Annotated in this window: 23 protein-coding genes; 17 read left to right on the top strand and 6 right to left on the bottom strand. The window is 42.6% G+C overall.

What is annotated here, in order from left to right; all coding sequences use genetic code 11:
* The first annotated feature begins 153 nt into the window (after nt 1-153).
* From DWX65_RS03530 to gatB, 7 genes are all read left to right on the top strand, one after another.
* Nucleotides 154-645, top strand: a complete 492-nt coding sequence (locus tag DWX65_RS03530) for a low molecular weight protein-tyrosine-phosphatase (protein ID WP_118172797.1) — start codon at nt 154-156, stop codon at nt 643-645.
* Nucleotides 646-1542 carry a DUF3658 domain-containing protein gene (locus DWX65_RS03525; protein WP_118172796.1) on the top strand — a complete coding sequence of 299 codons (897 nt, stop codon included), beginning with the start codon at nt 646-648 and terminating at the stop codon, nt 1540-1542.
* A gap of 3 nt (nt 1543-1545) precedes the next feature.
* On the top strand, nt 1546-2067 hold the full coding sequence (locus tag DWX65_RS03520; protein WP_118172795.1) for a nitroreductase: 522 nt from the start codon (nt 1546-1548) through the stop codon (nt 2065-2067).
* 405 nt (nt 2068-2472) lie between these two features.
* Entirely contained in the window at nt 2473-4218 is a 1746-nt protein-coding gene (gene aspS, locus DWX65_RS03515) for an aspartate--tRNA ligase (protein ID WP_199535024.1), read from the top strand.
* A gap of 12 nt (nt 4219-4230) precedes the next feature.
* Entirely contained in the window at nt 4231-4527 is a 297-nt protein-coding gene (gene gatC, locus DWX65_RS15130) for an Asp-tRNA(Asn)/Glu-tRNA(Gln) amidotransferase subunit GatC (RefSeq protein WP_199535023.1), read from the top strand.
* A 15-nt stretch (nt 4528-4542) separates the two neighbouring features.
* Complete coding sequence (gene gatA / locus DWX65_RS03510; protein WP_118172794.1) at nt 4543-6006, top strand: Asp-tRNA(Asn)/Glu-tRNA(Gln) amidotransferase subunit GatA; 1464 nt, start codon at nt 4543-4545, stop codon at nt 6004-6006.
* Nucleotides 6007-6018: 12 nt separating this feature from the next.
* Nucleotides 6019-7449 carry an Asp-tRNA(Asn)/Glu-tRNA(Gln) amidotransferase subunit GatB gene (gene gatB, locus DWX65_RS03505; RefSeq protein WP_118172793.1) on the top strand — a complete coding sequence of 477 codons (1431 nt, stop codon included), beginning with the start codon at nt 6019-6021 and terminating at the stop codon, nt 7447-7449.
* Between the two features lie 145 nt (nt 7450-7594).
* On the opposite strand, the gene DWX65_RS03500 is transcribed toward gatB, so the two are convergent.
* Nucleotides 7595-8362, bottom strand: coding sequence for a prolipoprotein diacylglyceryl transferase (locus tag DWX65_RS03500; RefSeq protein WP_118172792.1), 768 nt, complete (start codon nt 8360-8362; stop codon nt 7595-7597).
* Nucleotides 8363-8394: 32 nt separating this feature from the next.
* Nucleotides 8395-8640: a hypothetical protein gene (locus DWX65_RS03495; RefSeq protein WP_117699110.1), complete on the bottom strand. Its 246-nt coding sequence runs from the start codon at nt 8638-8640 to the stop codon at nt 8395-8397.
* 242 nt (nt 8641-8882) lie between these two features.
* Here DWX65_RS03495 and clpX point away from each other — a divergent pair, with 242 nt between their 5' ends.
* The 4 genes from clpX to DWX65_RS03475 all read left to right on the top strand — a co-directional run bounded on the left by clpX (nt 8883) and on the right by DWX65_RS03475 (nt 13594).
* Nucleotides 8883-10325 (top strand): ATP-dependent Clp protease ATP-binding subunit ClpX, encoded by a 1443-nt coding sequence (gene clpX, locus DWX65_RS03490; RefSeq protein WP_118172791.1) that lies wholly within the window; start codon nt 8883-8885, stop codon nt 10323-10325.
* A 29-nt stretch (nt 10326-10354) separates the two neighbouring features.
* The gene (locus tag DWX65_RS03485; RefSeq protein ID WP_117698945.1) at nt 10355-12043 is read left to right on the top strand and encodes a S8 family peptidase; all 1689 of its coding nucleotides are present in this window, start codon (nt 10355-10357) and stop codon (nt 12041-12043) included.
* A 72-nt stretch (nt 12044-12115) separates the two neighbouring features.
* The gene (locus DWX65_RS03480) at nt 12116-13075 is read left to right on the top strand and encodes an L-lactate dehydrogenase (protein ID WP_117698944.1); all 960 of its coding nucleotides are present in this window, start codon (nt 12116-12118) and stop codon (nt 13073-13075) included.
* Nucleotides 13076-13147: 72 nt separating this feature from the next.
* A complete protein-coding gene (locus tag DWX65_RS03475; RefSeq protein ID WP_118172790.1) occupies nt 13148-13594 on the top strand; it encodes a signal peptidase II in 447 nt (148 codons plus the stop codon).
* A gap of 159 nt (nt 13595-13753) precedes the next feature.
* Here the strand turns inward: DWX65_RS03475 and DWX65_RS03470 are convergent, their stop codons facing one another.
* Together DWX65_RS03470 and DWX65_RS03465 are read right to left on the bottom strand one after the other, a co-directional pair.
* Nucleotides 13754-13954, bottom strand: a complete 201-nt coding sequence (locus tag DWX65_RS03470) for a cold-shock protein (protein WP_022242668.1) — start codon at nt 13952-13954, stop codon at nt 13754-13756.
* 77 nt (nt 13955-14031) lie between these two features.
* A complete protein-coding gene (locus DWX65_RS03465; RefSeq protein WP_117698942.1) occupies nt 14032-14538 on the bottom strand; it encodes a DUF5721 family protein in 507 nt (168 codons plus the stop codon).
* A 101-nt stretch (nt 14539-14639) separates the two neighbouring features.
* Here DWX65_RS03465 and DWX65_RS03460 point away from each other — a divergent pair, with 101 nt between their 5' ends.
* From DWX65_RS03460 to DWX65_RS03445, 4 genes are all read left to right on the top strand, one after another.
* Nucleotides 14640-15785: a transglutaminase domain-containing protein gene (locus DWX65_RS03460; RefSeq protein WP_158564691.1), complete on the top strand. Its 1146-nt coding sequence runs from the start codon at nt 14640-14642 to the stop codon at nt 15783-15785.
* A gap of 175 nt (nt 15786-15960) precedes the next feature.
* Nucleotides 15961-16800 (top strand): DegV family protein, encoded by an 840-nt coding sequence (locus tag DWX65_RS03455; RefSeq protein WP_118172788.1) that lies wholly within the window; start codon nt 15961-15963, stop codon nt 16798-16800.
* A 139-nt stretch (nt 16801-16939) separates the two neighbouring features.
* On the top strand, nt 16940-17743 hold the full coding sequence (locus DWX65_RS03450; protein ID WP_158552119.1) for a hypothetical protein: 804 nt from the start codon (nt 16940-16942) through the stop codon (nt 17741-17743).
* Nucleotides 17730-18332 (top strand): dipicolinate synthase subunit B, encoded by a 603-nt coding sequence (locus DWX65_RS03445; RefSeq protein ID WP_118172787.1) that lies wholly within the window; start codon nt 17730-17732, stop codon nt 18330-18332. Before DWX65_RS03450 ends, DWX65_RS03445 begins: the two co-directional genes overlap by 14 nt.
* On the opposite strand, the gene asnB is transcribed toward DWX65_RS03445, so the two are convergent.
* Entirely contained in the window at nt 18323-20176 is a 1854-nt protein-coding gene (gene asnB, locus DWX65_RS03440) for an asparagine synthase (glutamine-hydrolyzing) (protein ID WP_118172786.1), read from the bottom strand. The genes DWX65_RS03445 and asnB overlap by 10 nt on opposite strands.
* Nucleotides 20177-20434: 258 nt before the next feature.
* Here asnB and DWX65_RS03435 point away from each other — a divergent pair, with 258 nt between their 5' ends.
* Together DWX65_RS03435 and DWX65_RS03430 are read left to right on the top strand one after the other, a co-directional pair.
* Nucleotides 20435-20920 (top strand): sigma-70 family RNA polymerase sigma factor, encoded by a 486-nt coding sequence (locus DWX65_RS03435; protein WP_117698937.1) that lies wholly within the window; start codon nt 20435-20437, stop codon nt 20918-20920.
* Nucleotides 20917-21822, top strand: a complete 906-nt coding sequence (locus tag DWX65_RS03430; RefSeq protein ID WP_117698936.1) for an RsiV family protein — start codon at nt 20917-20919, stop codon at nt 21820-21822. Before DWX65_RS03435 ends, DWX65_RS03430 begins: the two co-directional genes overlap by 4 nt.
* A 110-nt stretch (nt 21823-21932) precedes the next feature.
* Here the strand turns inward: DWX65_RS03430 and typA are convergent, their stop codons facing one another.
* Nucleotides 21933-23762, bottom strand: coding sequence for a translational GTPase TypA (typA, locus tag DWX65_RS03425; RefSeq protein WP_117698935.1), 1830 nt, complete (start codon nt 23760-23762; stop codon nt 21933-21935).
* Nucleotides 23763-23906: the final 144 nt, after the last annotated feature.

Genomic DNA, 23906 nt, shown 5'->3' with positions numbered 1-23906 from the left:
TAAGAAATTCCCTTTTACTACTAACAGCTAGTAACAACTTGCTCAATTCTGCTCTGATTTACCACAATCCGTAATTTCAGAGCAAACTACACAAATCCCGGAAACCATCGCAAAACAGGGCATTCCAGGGCAAAACAAGGAGTAAACAAAACCATGATAAAAGTTCTTTTCATTTGTTTAGGCAACATCTGCCGTTCCCCCATGGCAGAATTCATCCTAAAGGACCTCGTCGCCAGACGAGGTCTCACCGACCGCTTCGAGATAGCCTCGGCTGCCACCAGCACCGAAGAAATCTGGAATGGCATTGGGAATCCGATTTACCCGCCGGCGCAGGCGGAGCTTAAGAAGCATGGAATCGGAGATACGCCGGAGACCGATTTTCGGGACAAGCGGGCGAGACAGTTGACAAAATCCGATTATGAGATTTATGATTACCTCATAGGGATGGACGAAAGCAACATCCGTGGAATCGAGCGGATAACCGGGCATCGTGGCGGCAAAATATCCATGCTGCTTTCCTTTGCCGGAGAGCAGGCAGCAATATCTGACCCATGGTACAGCGGCAGGTTCGATAAAACCTATGCGGATGTAACACGCGGATGCGAAGCATTCTTAGAATATCTCATAGAGCAGGGAGAAGTGTAGATGATAGAAATCCTATTTGGCGAGAGCGAAGGCGTAGCCATGAAGCTTGCAAAGAACTATCGGCAGCCGGATTATGAGGATGGACCAACCGCATGGCTTGGGGAAAAGCCGGACAAAGCCACCTTTGAAGACATGTTTGCAGGAGAAGCGGTTGGCGGAACTTCTGCGGAGGTCATTATACTGCCATTTATGTTGGACATTGGCAGCCTGAGGGAACCGCTGGATGGTACATACCGGAAGAAGATAATCATAGAGCAGCATGGTGTCTATTGGAATGAGGATGAGAAAGAGGAGTGGGAAGAATTAGAACAGGCAGTGGAAACCTATGTAAAAGAGCTGCAGCGGATGGAGCAGTTTGCAAAGCAGGGAGAATCTTTCCGTATCTGGTACAGCAACAAGCCTTATTCCCTGTGCGGACTCTGCCATGCAGTCAGTGTGCTGCGGAAATATGAATGCGCGATATCCGTGGTACGTCTGCCGGATTATGTAAGAGAAGAGGAAAATACGACGGTACGTTATTCTTCCTGGGGAGAAGTAGATGCCGGACAGTTTTATCGATTCCTCCCATTGGAAAAGGAACTTTCAGAGCATGAGCAGAAAGTATTTGCATCCAGATGGGACGAACTTAAAGAAGAGGATGCACCTCTTCGGGTTCTGATAAATGGCTGTCTGGTGGGCGTAAAAGAGGATTTTTATGATTTCCTGATTCGAAGAGAACTGCCGGAGGGCGAAATCATACAGGCAAGACTTATTGGAAATCTGTTGTTAAAATATCCCCTTGGAATCAGTGACAGTTGGTATATGAACCGCATCAAACATATGATTGAGACCGGAGAGATAGAAGTAGTAAAAGAGGCGGATGAAATTTTCCGCCGGAGCATCAGAAAGGAGCAGTAAGGAATGAACGAGATCATAAAAGCAATGGAGACAAGAAGAAGTATCAGAGGTTATAAGGAAGATATGGTGCCGGAAGAGCTGATTGCAGAAGTAGTGAAAGCCGGAACCTATGCGGCTACCGGAATGGGCAGGCAGTCACCGATTATACTTGTAGTTACCAATAAAGAAGTAAGAGACAGACTTTCCAAGGTAAATGCTGAGATTATGGGAACAACCGGCGATCCGTTTTATGGAGCACCGGTTGTATTGGTGGTGTTAGCAGATAAGAGCCGTCCTACCTATCTTTATGATGGAAGCCTCGTTATGGGCAATCTGATGCTGGCAGCACATTCCTTAGGCCTTGGAAGCTGCTGGATTCACCGTGCAAAAGAAACTTTTGAGCGGGAAGAAGGAAAAGCAATCTTAAAGGAACTTGGCATTGAAGGAGATTACGAAGGCATTGGAAACTGTGTCATCGGCTATGCAAAAGAACCGGCAAAAGACGCCGCTCCGAGAAAAACAGATTATGTTCATTATATAAAATAAAATTGGATAATATAAAGGACATAGTGAAAAAATAGCATCAGATTTGCAAAAAATACTTGCAAAACAAAAAAAGCAGTGCTATCATAGTCAACAACTAGGAGATATAGTTGCAAAAGCTGGGAAAGAGACTCTTACTTTTAGAGGCCGACAGGAATACAGCGTCACCGACTGAGAGCGCTGTTTGGAAGAGAAAGCAAAGGGAACACTCTGGAGCCGACTGGCTGAATTACAGTAGGTCAGTACGTAGTGCACGTTACGCACGAAGAGAGGGAAGATGAAGCATTCATTTTCCAATGCGGGTGGTACCGCGGATAAGAAGATTATTCGCCCCGGAATACGAGTCAGTATTCCGGGGTTATTTTTATACTCCGGGCTGACAATCATATCAGAAAAGGAGTAGATAAGATGAGCAACATTTACAGAGACGTAACCTTAAATCAGGTAAGCGAAAACGACATTGGAAAGACACTTCGGGTAGCAGGCTGGGTAGAAAATATCCGTGACCATGGCGGCGTATCCTTTATTGATTTAAGAGATATGTATGCAGTAATGCAGATTGTAATCCGGGATGGAAAACTGTTAGAGGGAATCCGCAAGGAGCAGGCAGTTTCCATAGAAGGTCTGATTGAAAAAAGAGATGAAGAGACCTACAATCCAAAGATTCCGACCGGAACCATTGAATTAGAGGCAAAGAGCGTAGATATTTTGGGAGAGGTTTATACACAGCTTCCATTTGAAGTAATGACCAGTAAGGAAGTCCGCGAGGATGTCCGGTTGAAATACCGTTATCTGGATTTGAGAAACCAGAAAGTAAAAGACAATATTATTTTCCGTTCCAAGGTAATTTCTTTCTTAAGAGAGAAAATGACAGAGATGGGATTCTTAGAGATTCAGACTCCGATTCTTTGTGCATCTTCTCCGGAGGGCGCAAGAGATTACATCGTGCCATCCAGAAAATACAAAGGAAAATTTTATGCATTGCCACAGGCACCACAGCAGTACAAACAGCTTCTGATGGTATCCGGATTTGATAAATATTTTCAGATTGCACCATGTTTCCGTGATGAGGATGCAAGAGCAGACCGTTCACCGGGAGAGTTCTATCAGCTTGACTTTGAAATGAGCTTTGCAACCCAGGAAGATGTATTTAAGATTGGTGAAGAAGTACTTTCTGCAACCTTTGAGAAATTCGCACCGGAAGGCAGTAAAGTAACGAAAGCACCGTATCCAATCATCAGTTATAAGCAGGCAATGTTAGAGTTCGGAAGTGACAAACCGGACCTTCGGAACCCACTTCGTATCATCGATGTGACAGAGTTCTTCCAGAGATGTACCTTTAAGCCATTTATCGGAAAGACCGTAAGAGCCATCCGTGTACATGCAGAGATGTCCAAAGGTTTCCATGAGAAACTTTTGAAATTTGCAACCGGAATCGGTATGGGCGGCTTAGGATATCTGGAAGTATTAGAAGATGGAAGCTATAAGGGACCGATTGATAAATTTATCCCGGATGACATGAAAGAAGAATTCAGAAAGCTGGCAGGCCTTGAAGTAGGAGATACCATTTTCTTCATGGCAGATAAAGAAGAGCGTGCCGCATATTATGCAGGCATGATTCGAAATGAATTAGGCGAGAAGTTGGATTTAATTGAGAAAGATGCATACCGTTTCTGTTATGTCAATGATTTCCCAATGTTCGAGCGTGACCCGGAGACCAAGAAAATCGGATTTACCCATAACCCATTCTCCATGCCACAGGGCGGCTTAGAGGCACTCAATACCATGAATCCGCTGGACATCTTAGCATACCAGTACGATATCGTCTGCAACGGTGTGGAGCTTTCCTCCGGTGCAGTCCGTAACCATGATATGCAGATTATGGAGAAAGCTTTTGAAATCGCAGGTTATGATAAAGAAGTGCTGAAAAATAAATTCGGAGCATTATACAATGCATTTCAGTTTGGAGCACCGCCACACGCAGGAATGGCTCCTGGCATTGACCGTATGATTATGTTACTGCGTAACGAGGATAACATCCGTGAAGTCATTGCTTATCCGATGAATGGAAATGCACAGGATTTGATGTGCGGAGCACCAAACGAAGTAACCGAGCAGCAGTTAAGAGAAGTTCATATCAAAGTACGTGATTAAGGAGGAAAAACAATGGCAAATGTGATTTCAGATGAAACCATGGAATACGTTGGAATCCTTGCAAAGCTTGAGCTTTCCGAAGAGGAAAAGGAAGCAGCAAAAAAAGACATGGAAAGCATGTTAGATTATATTGATAAATTAAACGAACTGGATACATCCGGTGTAGAACCGATGTCCCATGTATTTCCGGTGCATAATGTATTCCGGGAAGATGTAGTAACCAATGGTGACGGCGGCGAGGATACCCTTGCCAACGCGCCGGAGCGCAGAGACTGGGCATTTGTTGTACCAAAGACCGTAGATCAGTAAAGGAGGCGGCAGAAGATGAATTTATTATCACTGACAGCAGTAGAGCTTGGAAAGAAAATCAAAGCCCATGAAGTATCAGTAGAAGAAGCTACAAGAGCCGCCTTAGATGCCATTGCAGCAAAAGAGGATGCGGTACACAGTTTTGTTACCGTAGATGAAGAAGGTGCAATGAAGCATGCGGCAGAAGTGCAGAAGCTCATTGATGACGGCACATTGACAGGACCGCTGGCAGGAGTTCCGGTTGCAATCAAAGATAATATGTGCACAAAAGGAATGCTGACCACCTGCAGTTCTAAAATTTTATATAACTTTATTCCGACTTATACCGCAGAAGCAGTATTAAATCTGGAAAAAGCCGGGGCAGTAATTCTTGGAAAGACCAACATGGATGAGTTTGCCATGGGAAGTACCACAGAGACCTCTGCTTTTGGAGAGACCAAAAATCCATGGAATACCGAGCATGTACCGGGTGGTTCATCCGGTGGAAGCTGTGCGGCAGTAGCAGCAGAAGAATGCTTTTATGCATTGGGTTCTGATACCGGTGGATCCATCCGTCAGCCGAGTGCATTTTGTGGTGTCACAGGAATTAAGCCAACCTATGGAACCGTATCCCGATATGGACTGATTGCATATGGTTCTTCTTTAGACCAGATTGGACCGGTAGCAAAAGATGTAACAGACTGTGCTGCTATTTTAGAAGCAATTACTTCTTATGATGAGAAAGATTCCACTTCTATTAAGCGGGAAGAAACCGATTTTACCAGTGCACTGGTAGATGATGTAAAAGGAATGAAAATCGGTATTCCAAGAGATTATTTTGGAGAAGGACTGGATGCAGAAGTAAGGGATGCTATTTTAGCAGCAGCTAAGAAGTTAGAAGAAAAAGGTGCTATTGTAGAAGAATTTGATTTAAGTCTGGTAGAATATGCAATTCCTGCATATTATGTTATCGCAGATGCAGAAGCAAGTTCCAACCTTGCACGTTTTGATGGAGTAAAATACGGCTATCGTACGAAAGACTACGAAGGACTTCACAACATGTATAAGAAATCCCGTTCCGAAGGCTTCGGAGCAGAAGTAAAACGTCGTATCATGTTAGGCTCCTTTGTTTTAAGCTCCGGTTATTATGATGCATATTATCTGAAAGCGCTGCGTACGAAAGCGTTGATTAAGCAGGCATTTGATAAAGCATTTGCAAAATATGATGTTATCTTAGGACCGGCAGCACCGACCACCGCTCCGAAGTTGGGAGAGTCCTTAAGCGACCCGTTAAAAATGTATTTAGGCGATATCTATACCGTATCGGTGAACTTGGCAGGACTTCCGGGAATCAGCCTGCCATGCGGCATCGACAGCAAGGGGCTTCCGATTGGCATGCAGTTGATTGGAGACTGCTTCAAAGAGAAAAATATCATTCGTGCAGCCTATGCATTTGAACAGACAAGACCATATCAGCACAGCCCGTTAGCAGCAGATTAGGAGGAGAAGATTATGAGTAAACAGTATGAAACCGTCATCGGACTGGAAGTCCATGTGGAACTGGCAACTAAGACCAAAATCTTCTGTGGCTGTTCTACTGCATTCGGAAGTGCACCAAATACACACACCTGTCCGGTCTGTACCGGTATGCCGGGCTCTCTTCCGGTTTTAAATAAACAGGTGGTAGAATATGCCATGGCAGTAGGTGTTGCCATGAATTGTGAAATCAACCAGTATTGTAAATTTGACCGTAAGAATTATTTTTATCCGGATAACCCTCAGAATTATCAGATTTCCCAGCTTTATCTGCCAATCTGCCACGATGGTGGAATTGAGATTGAGACTTTCGAAGGAAAGAAAACTATTGGAATCCATGAGATTCATATGGAAGAGGATGCCGGAAAATTAGTACATGACGATTGGGAAGATGTATCTTTAGTAGACTATAACCGTTCCGGTGTACCTTTGATTGAGATTGTATCAGAGCCGGATATGCGTTCTGCAGAGGAAGTCATTGCTTATCTTGATAAATTGAGAATGATTGTGCAGTATCTTGGTGCATCCGACTGTAAGATGCAGGAAGGCTCCATGCGTGCAGATGTCAACTTATCTGTCCGTGAAGCAGGAGCAAAAGAATTTGGCACCCGTACCGAGATGAAAAATATCGGTTCCTTTAAAGCAATTGCAAGAGCCATTGAAGCAGAGACAGCAAGACAGATTGATTTGATTGAGTCTGGCGAAAAGGTGGTTCAGGAGACCAGACGATGGAATGATGACCAGGGATATTCCTATGCCATGCGTTCCAAAGAGGATGCACAGGATTACCGTTATTTTCCGGAACCGGATCTGGTACCGATCGTCATCAGTGATGAATGGTTACAACGCATAAAAGACAGCCAGCCGGAGCTTCGTGAAGCAAAACGTCAGCGTTATCAGGATGAATTCGGTCTGCCGGAATATGATGCCAACATTTTAACATCTGCAAAGAAAATGGCAGATGTTTTTGAGGCAACAACTGCAATCTGCAATAAGCCAAAGAAAGTATCCAACTGGCTGATGGGTGAGACCATGCGAATCTTAAAGGAGCAGAATAAAGACCCGGAGGATATCGCATTTTCACCGGAAAATCTGGCAAAATTAATCGAGCTTACTGATGTCGGAACCATCAATGGCAATGTAGCAAAAGAAGTATTTGAGCAGATTTTTGCAGAGGATATTGACCCGGATAAATATGTGGAAGAGCATGGATTAAAGACTGTAAATGACGAAGGTGCATTGCGTGATACCATTGCCAAAGTCATCGAAGAGAATCCACAGTCGGTAGAAGATTACCGCAATGGGAAAGAAAAGGCAATCGGCTTCTTAGTAGGTCAGACCATGAAAGCCATGAAGGGCAAAGCAAATCCTGGAATGGTAAATAAGATATTGAAAGAACTGTTATAAAGAAGTGTTATAAATAACAGGGAATGCATGCAAGCTTTTCCTTATATGTATAAAAAATCCTGCAGTATGAAGGTATCAGAAATACCTGTCATGTTGCAGGATTTTTATGTTTTTACTGTAGTCTGTCAATAAAGAGAAGCCAAACTTATGCCTTTTTTCTGGAAACAGAAGTTCTGATAAGATAGCATATGGTTCCAACTACAAATCCAATGCTGAGCCACTGGGAGGTGGATAAGGCAAAGAGATGACCGCGGACGGCATCATAGCGGACATATTCTAACAGAAACCGCAGAATACCATAGACAATAAAATATATGGCAATCGTGTGCGGATAAGATTTCTTTAAATCCAGTATTGCAAGTACGACAGCAAGAATCAGAAGACAGATTGCTTCCACCAGCTGAACTGGAAACAGCGTAGTATCAGATGGCGCAATGGAATGCTCCGGGAACTGTACTGCAAAAGGTCCATCGTATGGAATTCCATAACAGCAGCCGGCAAGAAAACATCCGATACGTCCGAAACCGTGAATCCATGGAATCAGATAAATCAGGTGAATGATAAAAGGCTTCCAGTCAATATGATGTATTTTTCCGGCCAGCAGAAAAAGAAGCAGTCCTCCAATCAGTCCGCCATAAAATACAAAGCCACTCTGCATAATGTAATTAAAATACTGGGGTTCTAACATACGGGACCAGTCAATGTCCCGGTAAGAAATGAATAGATACAAAAGCTTGGCGCCTAAGAAGGCGCCAAGTAATGTGTAAGCTTCTAATATAAGCATATCATCGAAGTTAAGCTTATATTTTCTGAGCGGATACAGGGCAAAAAGATTTGCCGTAATCACTCCAAGTGTGATCATAAATCCATAAGATGGGATATGAAATCCCAGAATATTCAGATAAAGTGCCATCTTTTTCCATGTATCCTTTCAAAAAACAAATATTAGAATGCGCTTGCAACAGATGCAACACATGCAACACATGCGATGTAAAGCAGTAAGCCTAATACTAATCCGATGATAGAGCATACAAGACCACCTGTAGCACATTTAGCCTGATTCTTATGTCCAACAGCGCCTAAGATAGTACCGATAAGACCTAAGATTGCTCCGATCCAGCCATAAACACCTACTGTAACTACGTCAACAACGATGGAAATAATTCCTAAAACTAATGCTGCGACACCCATTTTCATGTCCTCCTTGGTTTATAAAAATCTAATAAATTACATTGAAAGTTTAGCATTTAATAGGGAGACTGTCAAATATTGGTTGCAAATTTTGAAAAATAGTAAAAAATATCAGGTTCTGTCATATATGAAGATTTTATAAAATTATGGCTGCGAAGGTTGAGATTAAAACCGGCTTGAATTATAATAAAAGCAATGTTTTAGAATCTTAAAACAGATTTGAGAGAATAGGAGAATCAGATATGGCAGAGAATGAAGACAAGAAGGAACTTGAAAATATAGATACAGTAGAAGAGACCAGGGAAGATACAACAGAAGAGAAGAAAGATGAATACGAGGAAATCTGTTACATCTGCCGCAGACCGGAAAGTGTTGCCGGTAAGATGATAAAGATTCCGAATAATATCTGCATTTGTAAAGACTGTATGCAGAGAACCTTCGACAGCATGAATAACTCTGGATTTCCAATGGGTGATTTTATACCAAATGGTCAGATGCCCAATATCAGCATGATTAATCTTTCGGATTTGCAGGGCTTTATGCCGCAGAGCCAGAAGATTAAGAAAAAGAAAACCAAAGAGGAGAAAGCAGAAGCCCCGAAATTAGATATAAAGAAGATTCCGGCACCACATAAGATTAAAGCAAGCCTGGATGAATATGTGGTTGGACAGGAATATGCCAAGAAGGTAATGTCTGTGGCAGTTTACAATCACTATAAACGTGTGGCAACCGATACGATGGATGATATTGAAATCGAGAAATCCAATATGTTAATGATTGGACCGACCGGAAGTGGTAAGACTTATCTGGTGAAGACACTGGCAAGACTTCTGGATGTGCCGCTGGCAATTACAGATGCGACTTCCTTAACTGAGGCAGGTTATATCGGAGACGATATCGAAAGCGTTGTCAGTAAATTGCTTGCAGCTGCAGATAATGATGTAGAGCGGGCAGAGCATGGCATTATTTTCATTGATGAGATTGATAAAATTGCCAAGAAGAAGAACACCAACCAGCGTGATGTCAGCGGAGAATCCGTACAGCAGGGAATGTTAAAGCTTCTTGAAGGAGCAGAAGTGGAAGTGCCGGTGGGAGCCAGCAGCAAGAATGCCATGGTTCCGATGGTTACCGTTAACACTAAGAATATTCTTTTTATCTGTGGCGGAGCTTTCCCGGATATTGAAGAGATTATCAAAGAACGTCTCAATAAGCAGGCATCCATTGGATTCCAGGCAGATTTAAAGGATAAATATGATAATGATGAGAATCTGTTACAGAAAGTAACGGTAGAAGATGTAAAGAAGTTTGGAATGATACCGGAATTTATCGGAAGACTTCCGATTCTCTTTACCCTGGAATCACTTACTGTTGATATGCTGGTCCGTATTCTAAAGGAGCCGAAAAATGCTATCATCAGGCAGTATCAGAAGCTTCTGGCATTAGACGAAGTCAATCTGGTATTTGAAGAGGATGCACTGCGGGCAATTGCAGAGAAAGCAAAGGAGAAGAAGGTCGGAGCAAGAGCACTTCGTTCCATTATCGAAGAATTTATGTTAGATATCATGTATGAGATTCCAAAGGACGAAAACATCGGCCAGGTAACGATTACAAGAGATTATATTGAAAAAAAGGGCGGACCGCTTATTACTATGCGTGGAGTGGCAGCATTACCGGTAAACGAATAAAATAAAAGAAAATAAGTGCCGGAGCTTATATGGAAGATTGTAAAGACGCACCATACTCGGAAGAATATTACGACCTTCTGGTTTCCTATCTGAGCCTTGAAAATGAATATCTTCCGGGAGGCTGTATCCAGAATATTGATAAAGATTTTAATGTAGTCTATTTGCAGAGTGCAGGCTTGCCGAAGCTGGATATTGACCAGTATACCTATTCGGCAATTCCAAAATGTTTTACCACATTAGACGAAGAGGCATTGCAGGCAGGCGGAATCATAAGGGTACAGAGTCAGCCAAATCTTGCTTTGAGAGGGCAGGGTGTTCTGATTGGATTTGTGGATACCGGAATTGATTATCAGAATGAAGTATTCCGTAATTCCGATGGCAGCAGCCGTATATTAAGAATCTGGGATCAGAGCATTCGAAGTGAAGATACACCAGAGGGATTCCTCTATGGAACGGAATATACAAAAGAACAGATCGATATGGCATTGTTAACAGATGCACCTCTTCGGGTAGTACCTCACCGGGATGAAGAAGGTCATGGTACCTTTATGGCAGGTCTTGCGGCAGGAAGCGAAAAACTTTCGGAGAAATTTGCCGGAGTAGCACCCTATGCACAGATTGCCATGGTAAAGCTGAAGCCGGCAAAGAAATATTTAAGGCGTTTTTATTATATTCCGGAAGGTGCAAAGGCTTATCAGGAAAATGATATTATGGCGGGGGTGGCATATCTGACCAGACTGGCGGAACGATATCGCCGCCCTCTGGTGATTTATCTTGGGCTTGGAAGCAATTCCGGGGATCACAGTGGAAACAGTGTGATTTCGTATTATCTTAATTATGTTTCCTTCAAGCGGAATACGGCAGTTGTGGTAGCAGCAGGGAATGAAGCTACTGCCAGACATCATTATTACGGAGAAGTTGCATTCGGGCAGCAGAGTGATGTGGTAGAAGTAGATGTGGAAGATGCAGTGGCGGGTTTCCATATTGAAATGTGGGCAAAGGCTCCGGAGCTTTATTCGGTGCGGATTATATCGCCAACGGGAGAGCGGACGGCAGGTGTCCGGGTGCAGCAGGATGGCAGAGAGGTATACCGTTTTGTATTTGAAAATACACAGGTTATCATTGATTACCACATTGTTGGCACTGCCACAGGAGATCAGCTTATTTATATCCGGTTTGACCGGCCCACCAGAGGCATCTGGACGATTGAGGTAAATGGCGATTACAGTATAGAAGGAAGATATCACATGTGGCTTCCGATTACCGGACTGATTGCCGGTGATATTTCTTTTATTCGTTCTAATCCGGATACGACAATTACCATGCCGGGAAATGCAGCTGCACCGATGACAGTAGGTGGATACAATGCAGGAAATGACAGTATTTATCTGAATTCCAGCAGAGGATACACTGCATCGGGACTGGTAAAGCCGGATTTTGCAGCACCGGGTGTCAATGTGATTGGACCGGCACCGGGCAACCGGTTTGAGGCAAGAAGTGGTACCAGCATTGCAGCGGCAATTACTGCAGGAGCTGCAGCACTGTATCTGGAATGGGCAGTAGAGCGTGGTTATAATACTGATATTACAAATGCAGAAATTAAAAATGATTTTATCCGCGGTGCGGTGCGGTTAGAAAGCAGAGTTTATCCGAACCGGGAATGGGGATATGGAACCTTAAATCTCTATCAGACCTTCGAACAGTTGCGCCGGACATAGGAGGTTCTTGTTTGCATAGAATAACTGCTTCTGTGGGATTCTATATAGAAAACACGAAGCAGGAGGGTAAAGATGAAGCAGGAACATGCAATTGATTTACGAAAGGCAGCCATTATCGGATGTGGGTTTGTCGGCTCTGCCACTGCATTTACACTGATGCAGAGCAAGCTCTTTTCCGAACTGGTTCTAATTGATGTGGATAAAGCAAGAGCGGAAGGAGAGGCCATGGATATCAGCCATGGAATGCCATTTGCCGCACCGATGAAAATATATGCCGGCAGTTATGATGACATTGTGGATGCCGACATTATTATCATTACGGCAGGAGCAAACCAGAAACCGGGAGAAACAAGGCTTGAGCTGGTAAAGAAAAATGTAGCCATTTACAAAAATATTATCCCGGAAATTGCCAGCAGAAGGTGTCGTGGCATATTACTCATCGTATCAAATCCGGTGGATATACTGACACTGGCAGCATTGAAATTATCCGGTTTTCCGGAAAACCGGGTAATCGGTTCCGGAACAGTATTAGATACTGCCCGGTTAAAAAATATGCTGGGAAAACAGCTTGGCATCGACAATCGTGGTGTGCATGCATTTATTGTAGGAGAGCATGGAGATAGTGAGGTGGCGGTATTCAGTTCTGCCAATGTATCCGGCATTCCGTTGGAACAGATTTATAAGCTGCGTGGCTATGAGGAATATGAAAGTCATACGAAGCGTATATATGAAGAAGTAAAGAACAGTGCTTATGAAATTATAGAGCGTAAGCAGGCAACCTATTATGGAATTGCAATGGCGATTAAGCGGATTTGTGAATGTATTGTCCGGGATGAACATTCGGTGCTTCCGGTGTCCAGTCTGATGCATGGGCAATATGGCATTTCTGATATCGTGCTGAGCATGCCGGCAGTGGTGGATGCCGGTGGCGTGGAGCAGATTCTTCCTGTGTCATTAGACGAAGAAGAGCGGGCAAGGCTTCATGCGTCAGCAAAAGCACTGCGGGATGTGATTGCTGACATAGAATTATAGAGCAGGCGGAATAGAAAGAGAGAAAGAAAAGGGTAGAAGGAATCAGGCAGGACAAAAGAAGGAGGAGTTTCCATGAAATATTTATTACTGGTGGTATCCATTTTCGGGCTGGACGAAGGAATCAAGCAGCGGGTTGATAAGAAGGAGACGTTGGGAAAAGAAAAAAGAGTTCCAAAGCTTCCGGTTGTAATTGAAAAATATTATAACAATGGAGCTGCATTGAACTTTCTGGCGAAGAAACCGAAAATTATGCTGGGGTTACACAGTGCATGCATGGCAGGACTGATGGCCATATATGGGTTTGTATTAAGAAGAGGAAATACAGGACTGAAAACCGGTATGAGTATGATGGTTGGCGGCGGATTAAGCAATCTCTGGGACAGAATTCATAAGAAGCATGTGGTGGATTATATCCGCTTTGATACACCGTGGAAACGCTTTTCAAGAATTGTATTTAATATTTCTGATTTCTTTATTTTTATCGGAGCAGCAGTTTCTATGTTGTTTGCATACAGGTAAGAAAACGGGATTGCAGCCAACGGTAGTAATACCGAAGGGAGCAATCCCATTTTTCTTAATCAAATTCGTTCGTTATATCTTAATCAACATAAAAAATCATTATTAAAAATCAAATTCTATATCTGAGAAAGGTACATTGAAAAACCTTGATTATTGCAACTATTTAATTACTGTTACGTTAGTTGCCTGAGGACCTTTAGCGCCTTCTGTTACGTCAAATTCTACTGCTGCGCCTTCTTCTAAGGATTTGTAACCATCCATGTTAAGTCCTGAGTAGTGTACGAATACATCATTACCTTCTGCATCAGAGATGAATCCGTAACCTTTCTGGTTATTAAACCATTTAACTGTACCGTTCATTATAGTACCTCCACAAAAATTATCTAGCCATACGGCTATGCTTAGAATAGCATAATTTATTTTAAAAGTAAAGAAAATTAGTTGATATCAGTATAGGGGATATCATGCCCGGCAAAAAATTTGCGTATCAGCAGATCCCATTCCTGGTCGAAGGTGTGGTCTAAGGTAAAACTGCGGTAAGATACACCATTGGTACAGGAAAGAATACCATCCTGAAATTTGATGTTTAAGAAAACTCCATTCAAATCCTGGGTAGTCAGACCACTTTTGCTTACTTCCAGAGTATTTTTAAGATTCTTTGGAGAAAGCTGAAAGATAAAGCGGAAATAGGAGGGGGTATGTTTTCCCTTGATCAGGGCGAAGCAGTTTTCACGCAGCATGCCAAAAGGCAGGCAGCTTAAACCGGTTAGTTCCAGTTCATCCAGTTCTTCCGGACTGTAGAAATCCGGTACAAGATGTCCGTCGATTTCATAGGAACCTTTTCCACGGATGGTAGCTTCTGATAATAAGAAGTGGTCAAATAAATCCGTGCGAAGTAATTTATTCATAAAATCCTTTACCTGTAAAAGTTGTATTGCAATCATAGTATCCTCCTCATTTTTAAAGTGTAACACAAACCGGATAGAAAAAACAGAGAAAGTATTGTAGAATGTCTATGAAAAGAAGCAGATCGAAAGGAAATGATATGAGAAAACAAAGATTATTAACCGGTATTGCAGGAATACTTATGGCATTTCTGTTTACCGGCTGTAATACGTCATCCGTTGAAGAATGGGTAGATGAAGTAGTAGAAGACATCAATGGACAGATACCGGATAATACCTTGCTTCCGGTAGAGTCTGTTTCAGAGGAAAAATATGTATATGGCCAGCTTACGGAAGAAGAACAGCTTGTTTATGATGAGATGCTGGATGCTATTTTAAATCATCGGGAAGAGGTGACAGTTGCTACATTAGATAAAGACGTACTGGCAAAAATGTATGAAGCAATTATGGCAGACTATGGTGGACTCTTCTGGGTGGATGGCTATTCCTATACGGAATATTCCCGTGCGGGTGTACTGACCGGGCTTAAGTTTGCACCGAAGTATACAATGGATGAAGCTGCAAGACAGGAGATACAGGCGGCAATTGATGAAAAAGTCGATGTACTGCTTGGCGGCATTTCATCCGAGGACAGTGATTACCAGAAAGCGCGGTTTATATTTGATACGCTGGTGCGTACGGTAAATTATGACCTTAATGCAGAGAATAATCAGAATATCATCAGTGTATTTCTAGAGGGAAGAACGGTGTGCCAGGGCTATGCCTGTGCCACAAAATATCTGATGGATTTATTAGATATTCCATGTACGATAGTGACAGGAACTGCCAATGGAGAACCACATGCATGGAATCTCATCGAACTGGATGGAGCCTATTATTATATGGATACTACCTGGGGTAATCCAACTTCCAACAGTCCGGATGACTTCGGAGATGTAGCTGAAGTGGTAGATTATTGCTTTTTTACTGCAACTACAGAAGAGTTATTTCAGACCCACAGTCCCAATGTGAATTTTTCATTGCCAGAATGCAATTGCCTGGATGACAGTTATTTTGTGCAGGAAAATTGTTATTTTAAGGACTGGTATCCGGAAGATATCGGAGCATTATTTACAGAACTTGACAGCCACCCTGTACAGATGAAGTTTGAGGATGAGGCAGTTTATGGGCAGGCACAGCAGTTTTTCATTGAAGAAGGGCATATCGGGGATTATTATACCGGGGATAGTTCCTTATTTTATATGAAAAATGAGACAATGCGGGTACTTACTTTCCTGAAAAAATAAAATATTTATGAAATATTATAAAAATTTAAATATCCTCTTTTCAAAACGTAATATTTATGATAATATGACGTAGTAATGAAAACTACTTGTTATTACAAAGGAAAACATAATATATAATTTTAAACATTGCGTACATACTATAAGAGAGATGACCACGCAATCAGGAGGATAGAAAATGAGCTACAAAATCATAGTAGATAGCTGTGGAGAGTTATTTGATGATATGAAAGCAGATGGAAGATTCCAGTCTGTTCCGTTAGAGCTTGAGGTAGATGGATACCATGTGGTGGATGATGAATCCTTTGATCAACAGGAGTTTATTCGCAGGGTAAAGGAAAGCAGGCATAGCCCGAAGTCATCCTGCCCATCTCCGCAGAGATATGTGGAAGCATATTTAGGAGAAGCAGAGCATGTATATGTAGTAACACTTTCCGGTAAATTAAGCGGTTCTTATAACAGTGCAGAGCTGGCAAAGAAGCTTTATTTAGAAGAACATATGGCAAAACAGATTCATGTATTTGATTCCTGTTCCGCATCCATTGGAGAGACTCTGATTGCAGAAAAGATACAGGAATCAGAGGAAGCCGGAAAGAGCTTTGAAGAAGTGGTTGCTGAGACGGAAAAATATATTAAAGACCAGCAGACCTTCTTTGTATTAGAGACTTTAGATACTCTGCGTAAAAACGGCAGACTCAGTAACCTGAAAGCCTGGGTTGCCGGGGCATTAAATATCAAGCCGGTAATGGGGGCCACGCCCGAGGGTACAATCTGTCAGCTGGGACAGGCAAGAGGAATGACAAAGGCATTGGACTATATGGTTAATGAAATTGTAAAGAGAACGAAAGAGTGTGAAAAGAAGATTTTATCCATCGCACATTGCAATTGTCCGGAACGTGCAAAACAGGTAAAAGAAAAATTGGAAAAGCTGGCAAAATTTAAAGATATCAGAATTGTAGATACTGCAGGAGTCAGCACCATGTATGCCAATAGTGGCGGTGTTATTGTAGCAGTTTAAAAAATAGCAGATAAAAAGAAAAAAGATAAAAGGAAAACAGAATCGGTGCAAACCGGTTCTGTTTTCTTTTGCTGTCGGTAACAAAATGGAGCATCCGCATATAGTAATAACAGACGATTGCAAGGCAAGGAGGGATGAAATGCAAATCGCAATCATTGGAGCAGATGAAAGAACACCGGCATTGAAACGTTGTCTGACGGAATCAGGAATTGGAATCATAGAAATAACGGAGCAGAATATCCGGCGACTGATGCAGAGTCAGATTATTGTATTACCGTTGCGGGCACTGGAGGAGGATGGCAGAATCAGAGGAAGCAGGGTAAAAATAGGAATGGTATTATCCTATGCAGCGGAGAGAAGTGTTATTTATGGAGGTTGTTTCCCGGAGGTTCTGACACGAAGACCATCAGGGCGGCGGATACGGCTGGTTGATTATATGGAAGATGAAGTCTTTAGAAATGAGAATGCCGGACTGACAGCAGAAGGCTGCCTTGTAGAAGCAATGACAAAGAGCAGGTGCTGCGTGAAAGGAAGAAACTGTCTGGTGGCAGGTTTTGGTTATTGTGGAAGAGCCATGGCAAAGCTGCTTTTATCTTTGGAAGCGGAAGTAACTGTTTATGATATAAAGGAAGATTGCCAGCGGGTGGCAATGGAAATGGGGTGTAGCTTGTGGCAGGAGAATGCAGAGGAGCAGAACTTTGAGTGGATTTTTCATATGGCAGATAAACCATGCCCAATAGACACAGTCTTAAAATGGTGCGATGAGAAAACATATCTATGGGATATTACAACTGGTGGCGGACTTCCGGCAGAGGAGTTAGAAGAAAAAGGTATTCATGTGGAACATCTTACTGCCGTTCCTGGAAGAATACTGACAGAAAGTGCAGGAATCATTCTTGCACGGATGATAGAAAGAGGAGCAGCAGATTATGGAAGAGTATAAGCTTACATTAGGACTTGGAATTACCGGCTCTTTCTGTACTTTTGGGAAGATACTCCGGACGACAGAAGCACTGGTGCAAAAAGGAATAAAAGTTATTCCGGTATACTCCAGACATGCAGGAACTTTGGATACCAGATTTATGACAGCGGAAGTATTTCAAAACAGAATGCAGGAGATTACAGGAGAAAGGGGAATTCAAAGCATCGTGCAGGCAGAACCCATCGGTCCGTCAGGACTTTTTGATGTGATGGCAATTGCACCATGTACCGGAAATACCATGGCAAAGCTGCAGCAGGGCATTGTAGATACCACAGTGCTTATGGCAGCCAAAGCGCATCTTAGAAATGAAAAGCCGTTGGTGCTGGCAATTTCTACCAATGATGCTTTGTCCATGAATCTTAGAAATATCGGACTGCTGATGAATATGAAGCATATCTATTTTGTGCCTTTCCGGCAGGATGATTATCAGAAGAAACCCCATTCTCTGGTGGCGGATTTTAACCGGTTAGAGGAGACTATTGCTGCAGCCATGAAAGAAAAACAGCTGCAGCCGGTGGTGCTGTCTCCAATGCCGGTAGATTATAAATGAAGGTCAATCTTATATTCACTGAGCCAGTAATGAATCTGCAGGAGATAAGCAATCATCTGAGGACCTGCCATAAGCTGGCCATACCATGGTTTGCCATAGTCTCCTTCCTGATTTAAGAATTGCATAGTCTTTTCTTTATCAATCAGTGCAAGAAGGGGACTTTCCCCGGTGGTCAGCAGTGCACTCAGACGCTGCCGCAGGAGCTGTTCATAGTAAGGATGGTAAGTCTTAGGATAAGGACTTTTCTTGCGGAAAGTAATGGTGTCCGGAAGATAGTCTTTCGCACACTGCCGCAAAAGGTTTTTCACAAGACCATCTTTGGCTTTCATTTCCCATGGCACATTAAAGACATAAGAAATCAGGTTTTTATCTGCAAAAGGAACGCGGGCTTCCAGACCGGAGAACATACTGGTGCGGTCCATGCGGTTTAGCAGAGTCTGCATAAAGTAGCGGATGTTAAGATAGGAAATACGCCGGCGGCTGCATTCCGTATCATTGTCCGATGGCAGAATATCGACCTCTGCAATGGCATTTTCATAAGAACTTTGCACATAGGAATCTAAGGACAGTGCATCTGCAATTTCGTCTTTTAAGAAGGACTTGCGGAAAGACAAATCCGGTGTCCATGGAAACGTGTTGCAGGAAAGAAAATTCTTCCGGTGAAACCACGGATAGCCGCCGAAAACTTCATCGGCACATTCTCCGGTCAGGACTACCTTATGCTGCTTACTGACTTCCCGGCAGAAGAAGAGCAGGGATGAGTCAACGTCAGCCATACATGGAAGGTCATGGGCTTTCATGGAAGCAAAGAGTAAGTCAGCCTGGGAGCGGTTGTCACAGGTCAGATATTGATGCTCACTCTTAAGATAGTTTTTCATAATATCCACAAAGGGACGGTCTTCGGAGGGCTGAAAATCATTTGCCTTAAAGTAACGGGAATTATCTGTAAAGTCAAAGGAATAGGTAGAAAGAGTCTGCCCTTCTTTTCTTAATTCTTCCGCACAGACTGAAGAGACGAGACTGGAATCCAACCCGCCGGAAAGAAAGGTGCAGATAGGAACATCGGAAACCATCTGCCGGCGGATGGACTGTAACAGCAGCTCTTTTGTGTGGACAACGGTTTCTTCATAGCTGTCTGTATGTGGATGGCTTTCTAATCGGAAGTAACAGTAATCTTTCAGTCCGGAAGCACTGAAAGTGAGGTAATGTCCCGGCAGACATTCTGCCATATGCTCATAAACTGCGTTGCCGGAGTTCCTGGCAGGACCAAGACCAAAGATTTCGGAGAGTCCTGTTTTATTTACCGAAGGGATGCAGCCGGGATAACAGAAGATTCCCTTCGGCTCGGAAGAAAAGATAAGTGTATCATGAAAAAGCCGGTAAAAGAGCGGCTTTACACCAAAGGCATCCCGGAAGAGATAGAGAAGCTGATGAGCCTCATCATAAATGGCAAAAGCGAAAATACCATTCATTTTCCGGACAAAGGACGGTCCTTCAAAAAGAAATCCATTTAAAATGACTTCTGTATCGGAATGAGTACGAAAGGTCATGCCATGGGAAACCAGTTCCTCACGGAGTTCTTTCGTATTATAAAGTTCTCCATTATAGACGATGGTGAAGTCTGCGTCACAATAATGTCTGGTCATAGGCTGAAGTCCACCATGAGGATCAATAATGGCAAGCCGGGTGTGGGAAAACCCTGTATGAGAGGTTAAATAAATACCATGGGAGTCCGGCCCGCGGTGATAAAGTGCGTCACTCATATCAGATAGAATGTTACGATAATAAGGCTCCCTTTCTAAAAAATCAGTATGTAAATTACAAAAACCGGAAATACCGCACATAGCAATTCTCAATTCATTTTTGTAGTAATCTATGCATTTCCCTAAATAAAAAGTACAAAAAGAAGAGAGATTTATGAAAGAGAGGAAGCATTTTCTGGGTGCAAAGCACAGGTAAGGAGTTGCCGGCAGTAAGTTGTGCGGGTTATAATAAAAAAGATGAAACTATTTTTCCGGCTGGAACGTCTAATTTACAGAAAGCAAAGGTTGAAAGGCTTTCTGTGCATATGCAGGTTTTCGGAAAGAGAAGAGGAAACAGGAATGAAGAAAAGAGGAATCGCAAAAGCGGTGGAGCAGGAAATCCTTGCATCCTATGAGCAGCTTTACCGGCTGGCAATTACCTATGTAAAGAACGAACAGGACGCAATGGATGTAGTGCAGGAAAGTGCATATAAGGCAATGAAAAATGCCGGTCAGGTGAAGGAAGAAACCTATATTAAGACCTGGCTCTGGCGGATTGTTATAAATACGTCACTGGATATGTGCAAGAAACAGAAGCGTATCGTAAGTGGAGTATTTATCCCGGAAGAAGCAAAAGAAGATGTATACAAAGACTGGGATATGCTGGCAGCGTTGGAAGAATTAGAAGAACGGGAAAGAACCATTGTGATATTAAAATATTTTGAAGAATGGAAAATAGATGATATTGCAGATCTTCTGAAAGAAAATCCAAACACCGTAAAATCAATCCTGTATCGCAGCTTAAAGAAATTAAAGATAAAGATGTCCAGGGAGGAAATAGCATGAACCATGAGAAAATAGACAGGATGAAGCAGGAATATGAGCAGATAGAAGTCCCGGAAGCATTGAAAACGCAGGTGGAAGCCGGAATCAGAAAAGGAAAGAGGGATACCACGAAAGGCAGTATCCGCTTTTTAAAAGGAGCAGCAACGGTAGCGGCAGCTATGGTTGCACTGGTGATTTCGGTAAATGTAAGCCCGACAATAGCCCATGCCATGGAAGAGGTTCCATTACTTGGCACAATTGTAAAGGTAGTGAACTTTTCTACATATTCTGATGTACAGGATGATAAGAATATGGAAGCAAATGTAGACATTCCCCAGGTGGCAGTGACAAATCAGGATGGGGAAGTATTATCGGATGAGACGGACGAGCTGAATCAGGAAGTGAAAAAGTATGCCGGTGGTATTATTAAGTCTTATCAGTCTGATGTAGCTTCCATTGAAGATGGTGAGAATGGTAATGAGGCAGTGAATTCGTCTTATCAGGTAGTGACAGATAACGACCGGCTGTTTGCTTTAAGAATTGATACTTCCATTGTAATGGCAGGATCGAACCAGTATACGAAAATCTATAATATAGATAAGAAAACCGGAAATACCATTACATTAAATGATTTATTTCAGAAGGATTCCGATTATCTGGACCGGATTTCAGAGGAAATAGAAAAGCAGATGAAGGAAAATATGGAAAAAGACAGTAACCTGCAATACTTCTTAGACAAGGATGTAGATGGCTACAGCTTTGATGGAATTAAGAATGATGTAAATTTCTATGTCAACAAAGAAGGAGAGCTGACCATTGTTTTTGATAAATATGAAGTAGCACCGGGTTATATGGGAATTGTAGAATTTACGATTCCGACCAGTGTGGTTTCTGATATTATAAAGGACGGATATCTGCAATAATATGACAAAGATGGTGCGTACTAGGCATTTATAGTAATCGAAAACTCCCCCGGATATTGGAAGAAATTTCAATATCCGGGGGAGTTCTTATGCTATATCATGAGATACTTTTATTTTTTGAAGTTAGCTCTCTTTCTTAAGGTCGGGTCAAGAATACGTTTACGGATACGTAAGGATTCCGGAGTAACCTCTAAGAGCTCGTCAACATCGATAAAGTCTAATGCCTGCTCTAAGGAAAGTATCTTTGGTGGAACAAGGGTCAGCGCTTCGTCTGCGGAAGAAGAACGTGTATTGGTTAAGTGTTTCTTCTTACATACGTTTAATTCAATGTCTTCCGGTTTAGAGGAAGAACCGATAACCATACCGGAGTAAACCTTTACACCGGCTCCGATGAAGAGAGTACCACGCTCCTGAGCGGAGAACAGACCGTAAGTTACGGATTCGCCGGATTCGAAAGCAATCAGGGAACCAAGTTTACGATAAGCAATATCTCCCTTGTATGGAGCATAGCCATTGAAAATGGTATTGATGATACCATTTCCTTTGGTGTCGGTTAAGAAGTCTCCACGGTAACCGATAAGACCACGGGATGGAATGTTAAATTCCATACGGGTATAGCCGCCGCTGATTGGACGCATATCAACCATTTCACCTTTACGCTGGCTTAATTTATCAATAACAGTACCGGTGAATTCATCCGGAACGTCAACATAAGCTAATTCCATAGGCTCTAATTTCTTGCCGTTTTCATCAGTGTGGTAAAGAACTTCAGCCTTGCTGACTGCAAATTCATAACCTTCACGACGCATATTTTCGATTAATACGGAAAGATGTAACTCACCACGTCCGGAAACCTTGAAGCAGTCTGCACTGTCGGTTTCTTCTACACGAAGGCTGACATCGGTATTTAACTCACGGAACAGTCTGTCTCTTAAGTGACGGGAAGTAATGAATTTACCTTCCTGTCCTGCAAGCGGGCTGTCGTTGACCATGAAATTCATGGAAAGCGTAGGCTCGGAAATCTTTTGGAAAGGAATGGCAACCGGGTTGTCTGTTGCACAGATGGTATCACCGATATGGATGTCTGCAATACCGGAAATAGCAACGATGGAACCGATTTTTGCTTCCTTTACTTCTACTTTATTCAGACCATCAAATTCGTATAATTTGCTGATTTTGACTTTTTTCTGTTTATCAGGCTCGTGGTGGTTTACAACGATAGCATCTTGGTTTACCTTTAAGACACCGTTGTCTACTTTACCAACACCGATTCGTCCAACGTATTCATTATAATCAATGGTACTGATAAGAACCTGGGTGTTTGCATCCGGGTCACCGGTAGGAGCCGGGATGTAGTCGATAATGGTTTCGAATAAAGGAGTCATATCCTTGCGCTCATCGTTTAAATCTCTCATGGCGTAACCATCTCTTGCAGAAGCGAAGATGAAGGGGCAGTCTAACTGTTCTTCAGAAGCGTCTAAATCCATGAAAAGCTCTAATACTTCATCAATAACTTCTTCTGGTCTTGCTTCCGGACGGTCAATTTTATTGATACATACGATAACCGGCAGATTCAGTTCCAGTGCTTTCATAAGAACGAATTTGGTCTGTGGCATAGCACCTTCAAATGCATCTACTACAAGAATAACACCGTTTACCATTTTCAGAACTCGCTCAACCTCACCACCGAAGTCGGCGTGGCCAGGAGTATCAATGATATTAATTTTTACATCTTTGTAGAATACAGCGGTATTCTTAGAAAGAATGGTAATACCACGTTCACGCTCAATATCGTTGGAATCCATGACACGTTCCTGGACTTCCTGATTGGCACGGAATACACCACTCTGTTTCAACAGCTCGTCGACCAGAGTAGTTTTACCGTGGTCAACGTGGGCGATGATAGCTATGTTTCTAATATCGTCTCTTGTTGTTTTCATATAAAATCCTTCCTTCTATCAGTGCATAAAATTCAGTTTCTTCTTATATATAATGCCTGTCTGTAAATGACCGGCGTTCTTATTCTACCACATATTGAAAAATACGCAAGTATTTCTTTCTTTACAGGAAATTGCTTTCCTGTA

The organism is Roseburia sp. AF20-18LB (genome assembly GCF_003461185.1).
GTDB lineage: Bacteria > Bacillota > Clostridia > Lachnospirales > Lachnospiraceae > Roseburia_C > Roseburia_C amylophila.
Note: the sequence above shows the minus strand (reverse complement) of the source record. Positions and strands in the feature narration are given on the sequence as shown.

Coding starts and splice junctions, on each gene's coding strand:
- DWX65_RS03530 (WP_118172797.1), top strand. CDS start 154: ATGATAAAAGTTCTTTTCATTTGTTTAGGCAACATCTGCCGTTCCCCC.
- DWX65_RS03525 (WP_118172796.1), top strand. CDS start 646: ATGATAGAAATCCTATTTGGCGAGAGCGAAGGCGTAGCCATGAAGCTT.
- DWX65_RS03520 (WP_118172795.1), top strand. CDS start 1,546: ATGAACGAGATCATAAAAGCAATGGAGACAAGAAGAAGTATCAGAGGT.
- aspS (WP_199535024.1), top strand. CDS start 2,473: ATGAGCAACATTTACAGAGACGTAACCTTAAATCAGGTAAGCGAAAAC.
- gatC (WP_199535023.1), top strand. CDS start 4,231: ATGGCAAATGTGATTTCAGATGAAACCATGGAATACGTTGGAATCCTT.
- gatA (WP_118172794.1), top strand. CDS start 4,543: ATGAATTTATTATCACTGACAGCAGTAGAGCTTGGAAAGAAAATCAAA.
- gatB (WP_118172793.1), top strand. CDS start 6,019: ATGAGTAAACAGTATGAAACCGTCATCGGACTGGAAGTCCATGTGGAA.
- DWX65_RS03500 (WP_118172792.1), bottom strand. CDS start 8,362: ATGGCACTTTATCTGAATATTCTGGGATTTCATATCCCATCTTATGGA.
- DWX65_RS03495 (WP_117699110.1), bottom strand. CDS start 8,640: ATGGGTGTCGCAGCATTAGTTTTAGGAATTATTTCCATCGTTGTTGAC.
- clpX (WP_118172791.1), top strand. CDS start 8,883: ATGGCAGAGAATGAAGACAAGAAGGAACTTGAAAATATAGATACAGTA.
- DWX65_RS03485 (WP_117698945.1), top strand. CDS start 10,355: ATGGAAGATTGTAAAGACGCACCATACTCGGAAGAATATTACGACCTT.
- DWX65_RS03480 (WP_117698944.1), top strand. CDS start 12,116: ATGAAGCAGGAACATGCAATTGATTTACGAAAGGCAGCCATTATCGGA.
- DWX65_RS03475 (WP_118172790.1), top strand. CDS start 13,148: ATGAAATATTTATTACTGGTGGTATCCATTTTCGGGCTGGACGAAGGA.
- DWX65_RS03470 (WP_022242668.1), bottom strand. CDS start 13,954: ATGAACGGTACAGTTAAATGGTTTAATAACCAGAAAGGTTACGGATTC.
- DWX65_RS03465 (WP_117698942.1), bottom strand. CDS start 14,538: ATGATTGCAATACAACTTTTACAGGTAAAGGATTTTATGAATAAATTA.
- DWX65_RS03460 (WP_158564691.1), top strand. CDS start 14,640: ATGAGAAAACAAAGATTATTAACCGGTATTGCAGGAATACTTATGGCA.
- DWX65_RS03455 (WP_118172788.1), top strand. CDS start 15,961: ATGAGCTACAAAATCATAGTAGATAGCTGTGGAGAGTTATTTGATGAT.
- DWX65_RS03450 (WP_158552119.1), top strand. CDS start 16,940: ATGCAAATCGCAATCATTGGAGCAGATGAAAGAACACCGGCATTGAAA.
- DWX65_RS03445 (WP_118172787.1), top strand. CDS start 17,730: ATGGAAGAGTATAAGCTTACATTAGGACTTGGAATTACCGGCTCTTTC.
- asnB (WP_118172786.1), bottom strand. CDS start 20,176: ATGTGCGGTATTTCCGGTTTTTGTAATTTACATACTGATTTTTTAGAA.
- DWX65_RS03435 (WP_117698937.1), top strand. CDS start 20,435: ATGAAGAAAAGAGGAATCGCAAAAGCGGTGGAGCAGGAAATCCTTGCA.
- DWX65_RS03430 (WP_117698936.1), top strand. CDS start 20,917: ATGAACCATGAGAAAATAGACAGGATGAAGCAGGAATATGAGCAGATA.
- typA (WP_117698935.1), bottom strand. CDS start 23,762: ATGAAAACAACAAGAGACGATATTAGAAACATAGCTATCATCGCCCAC.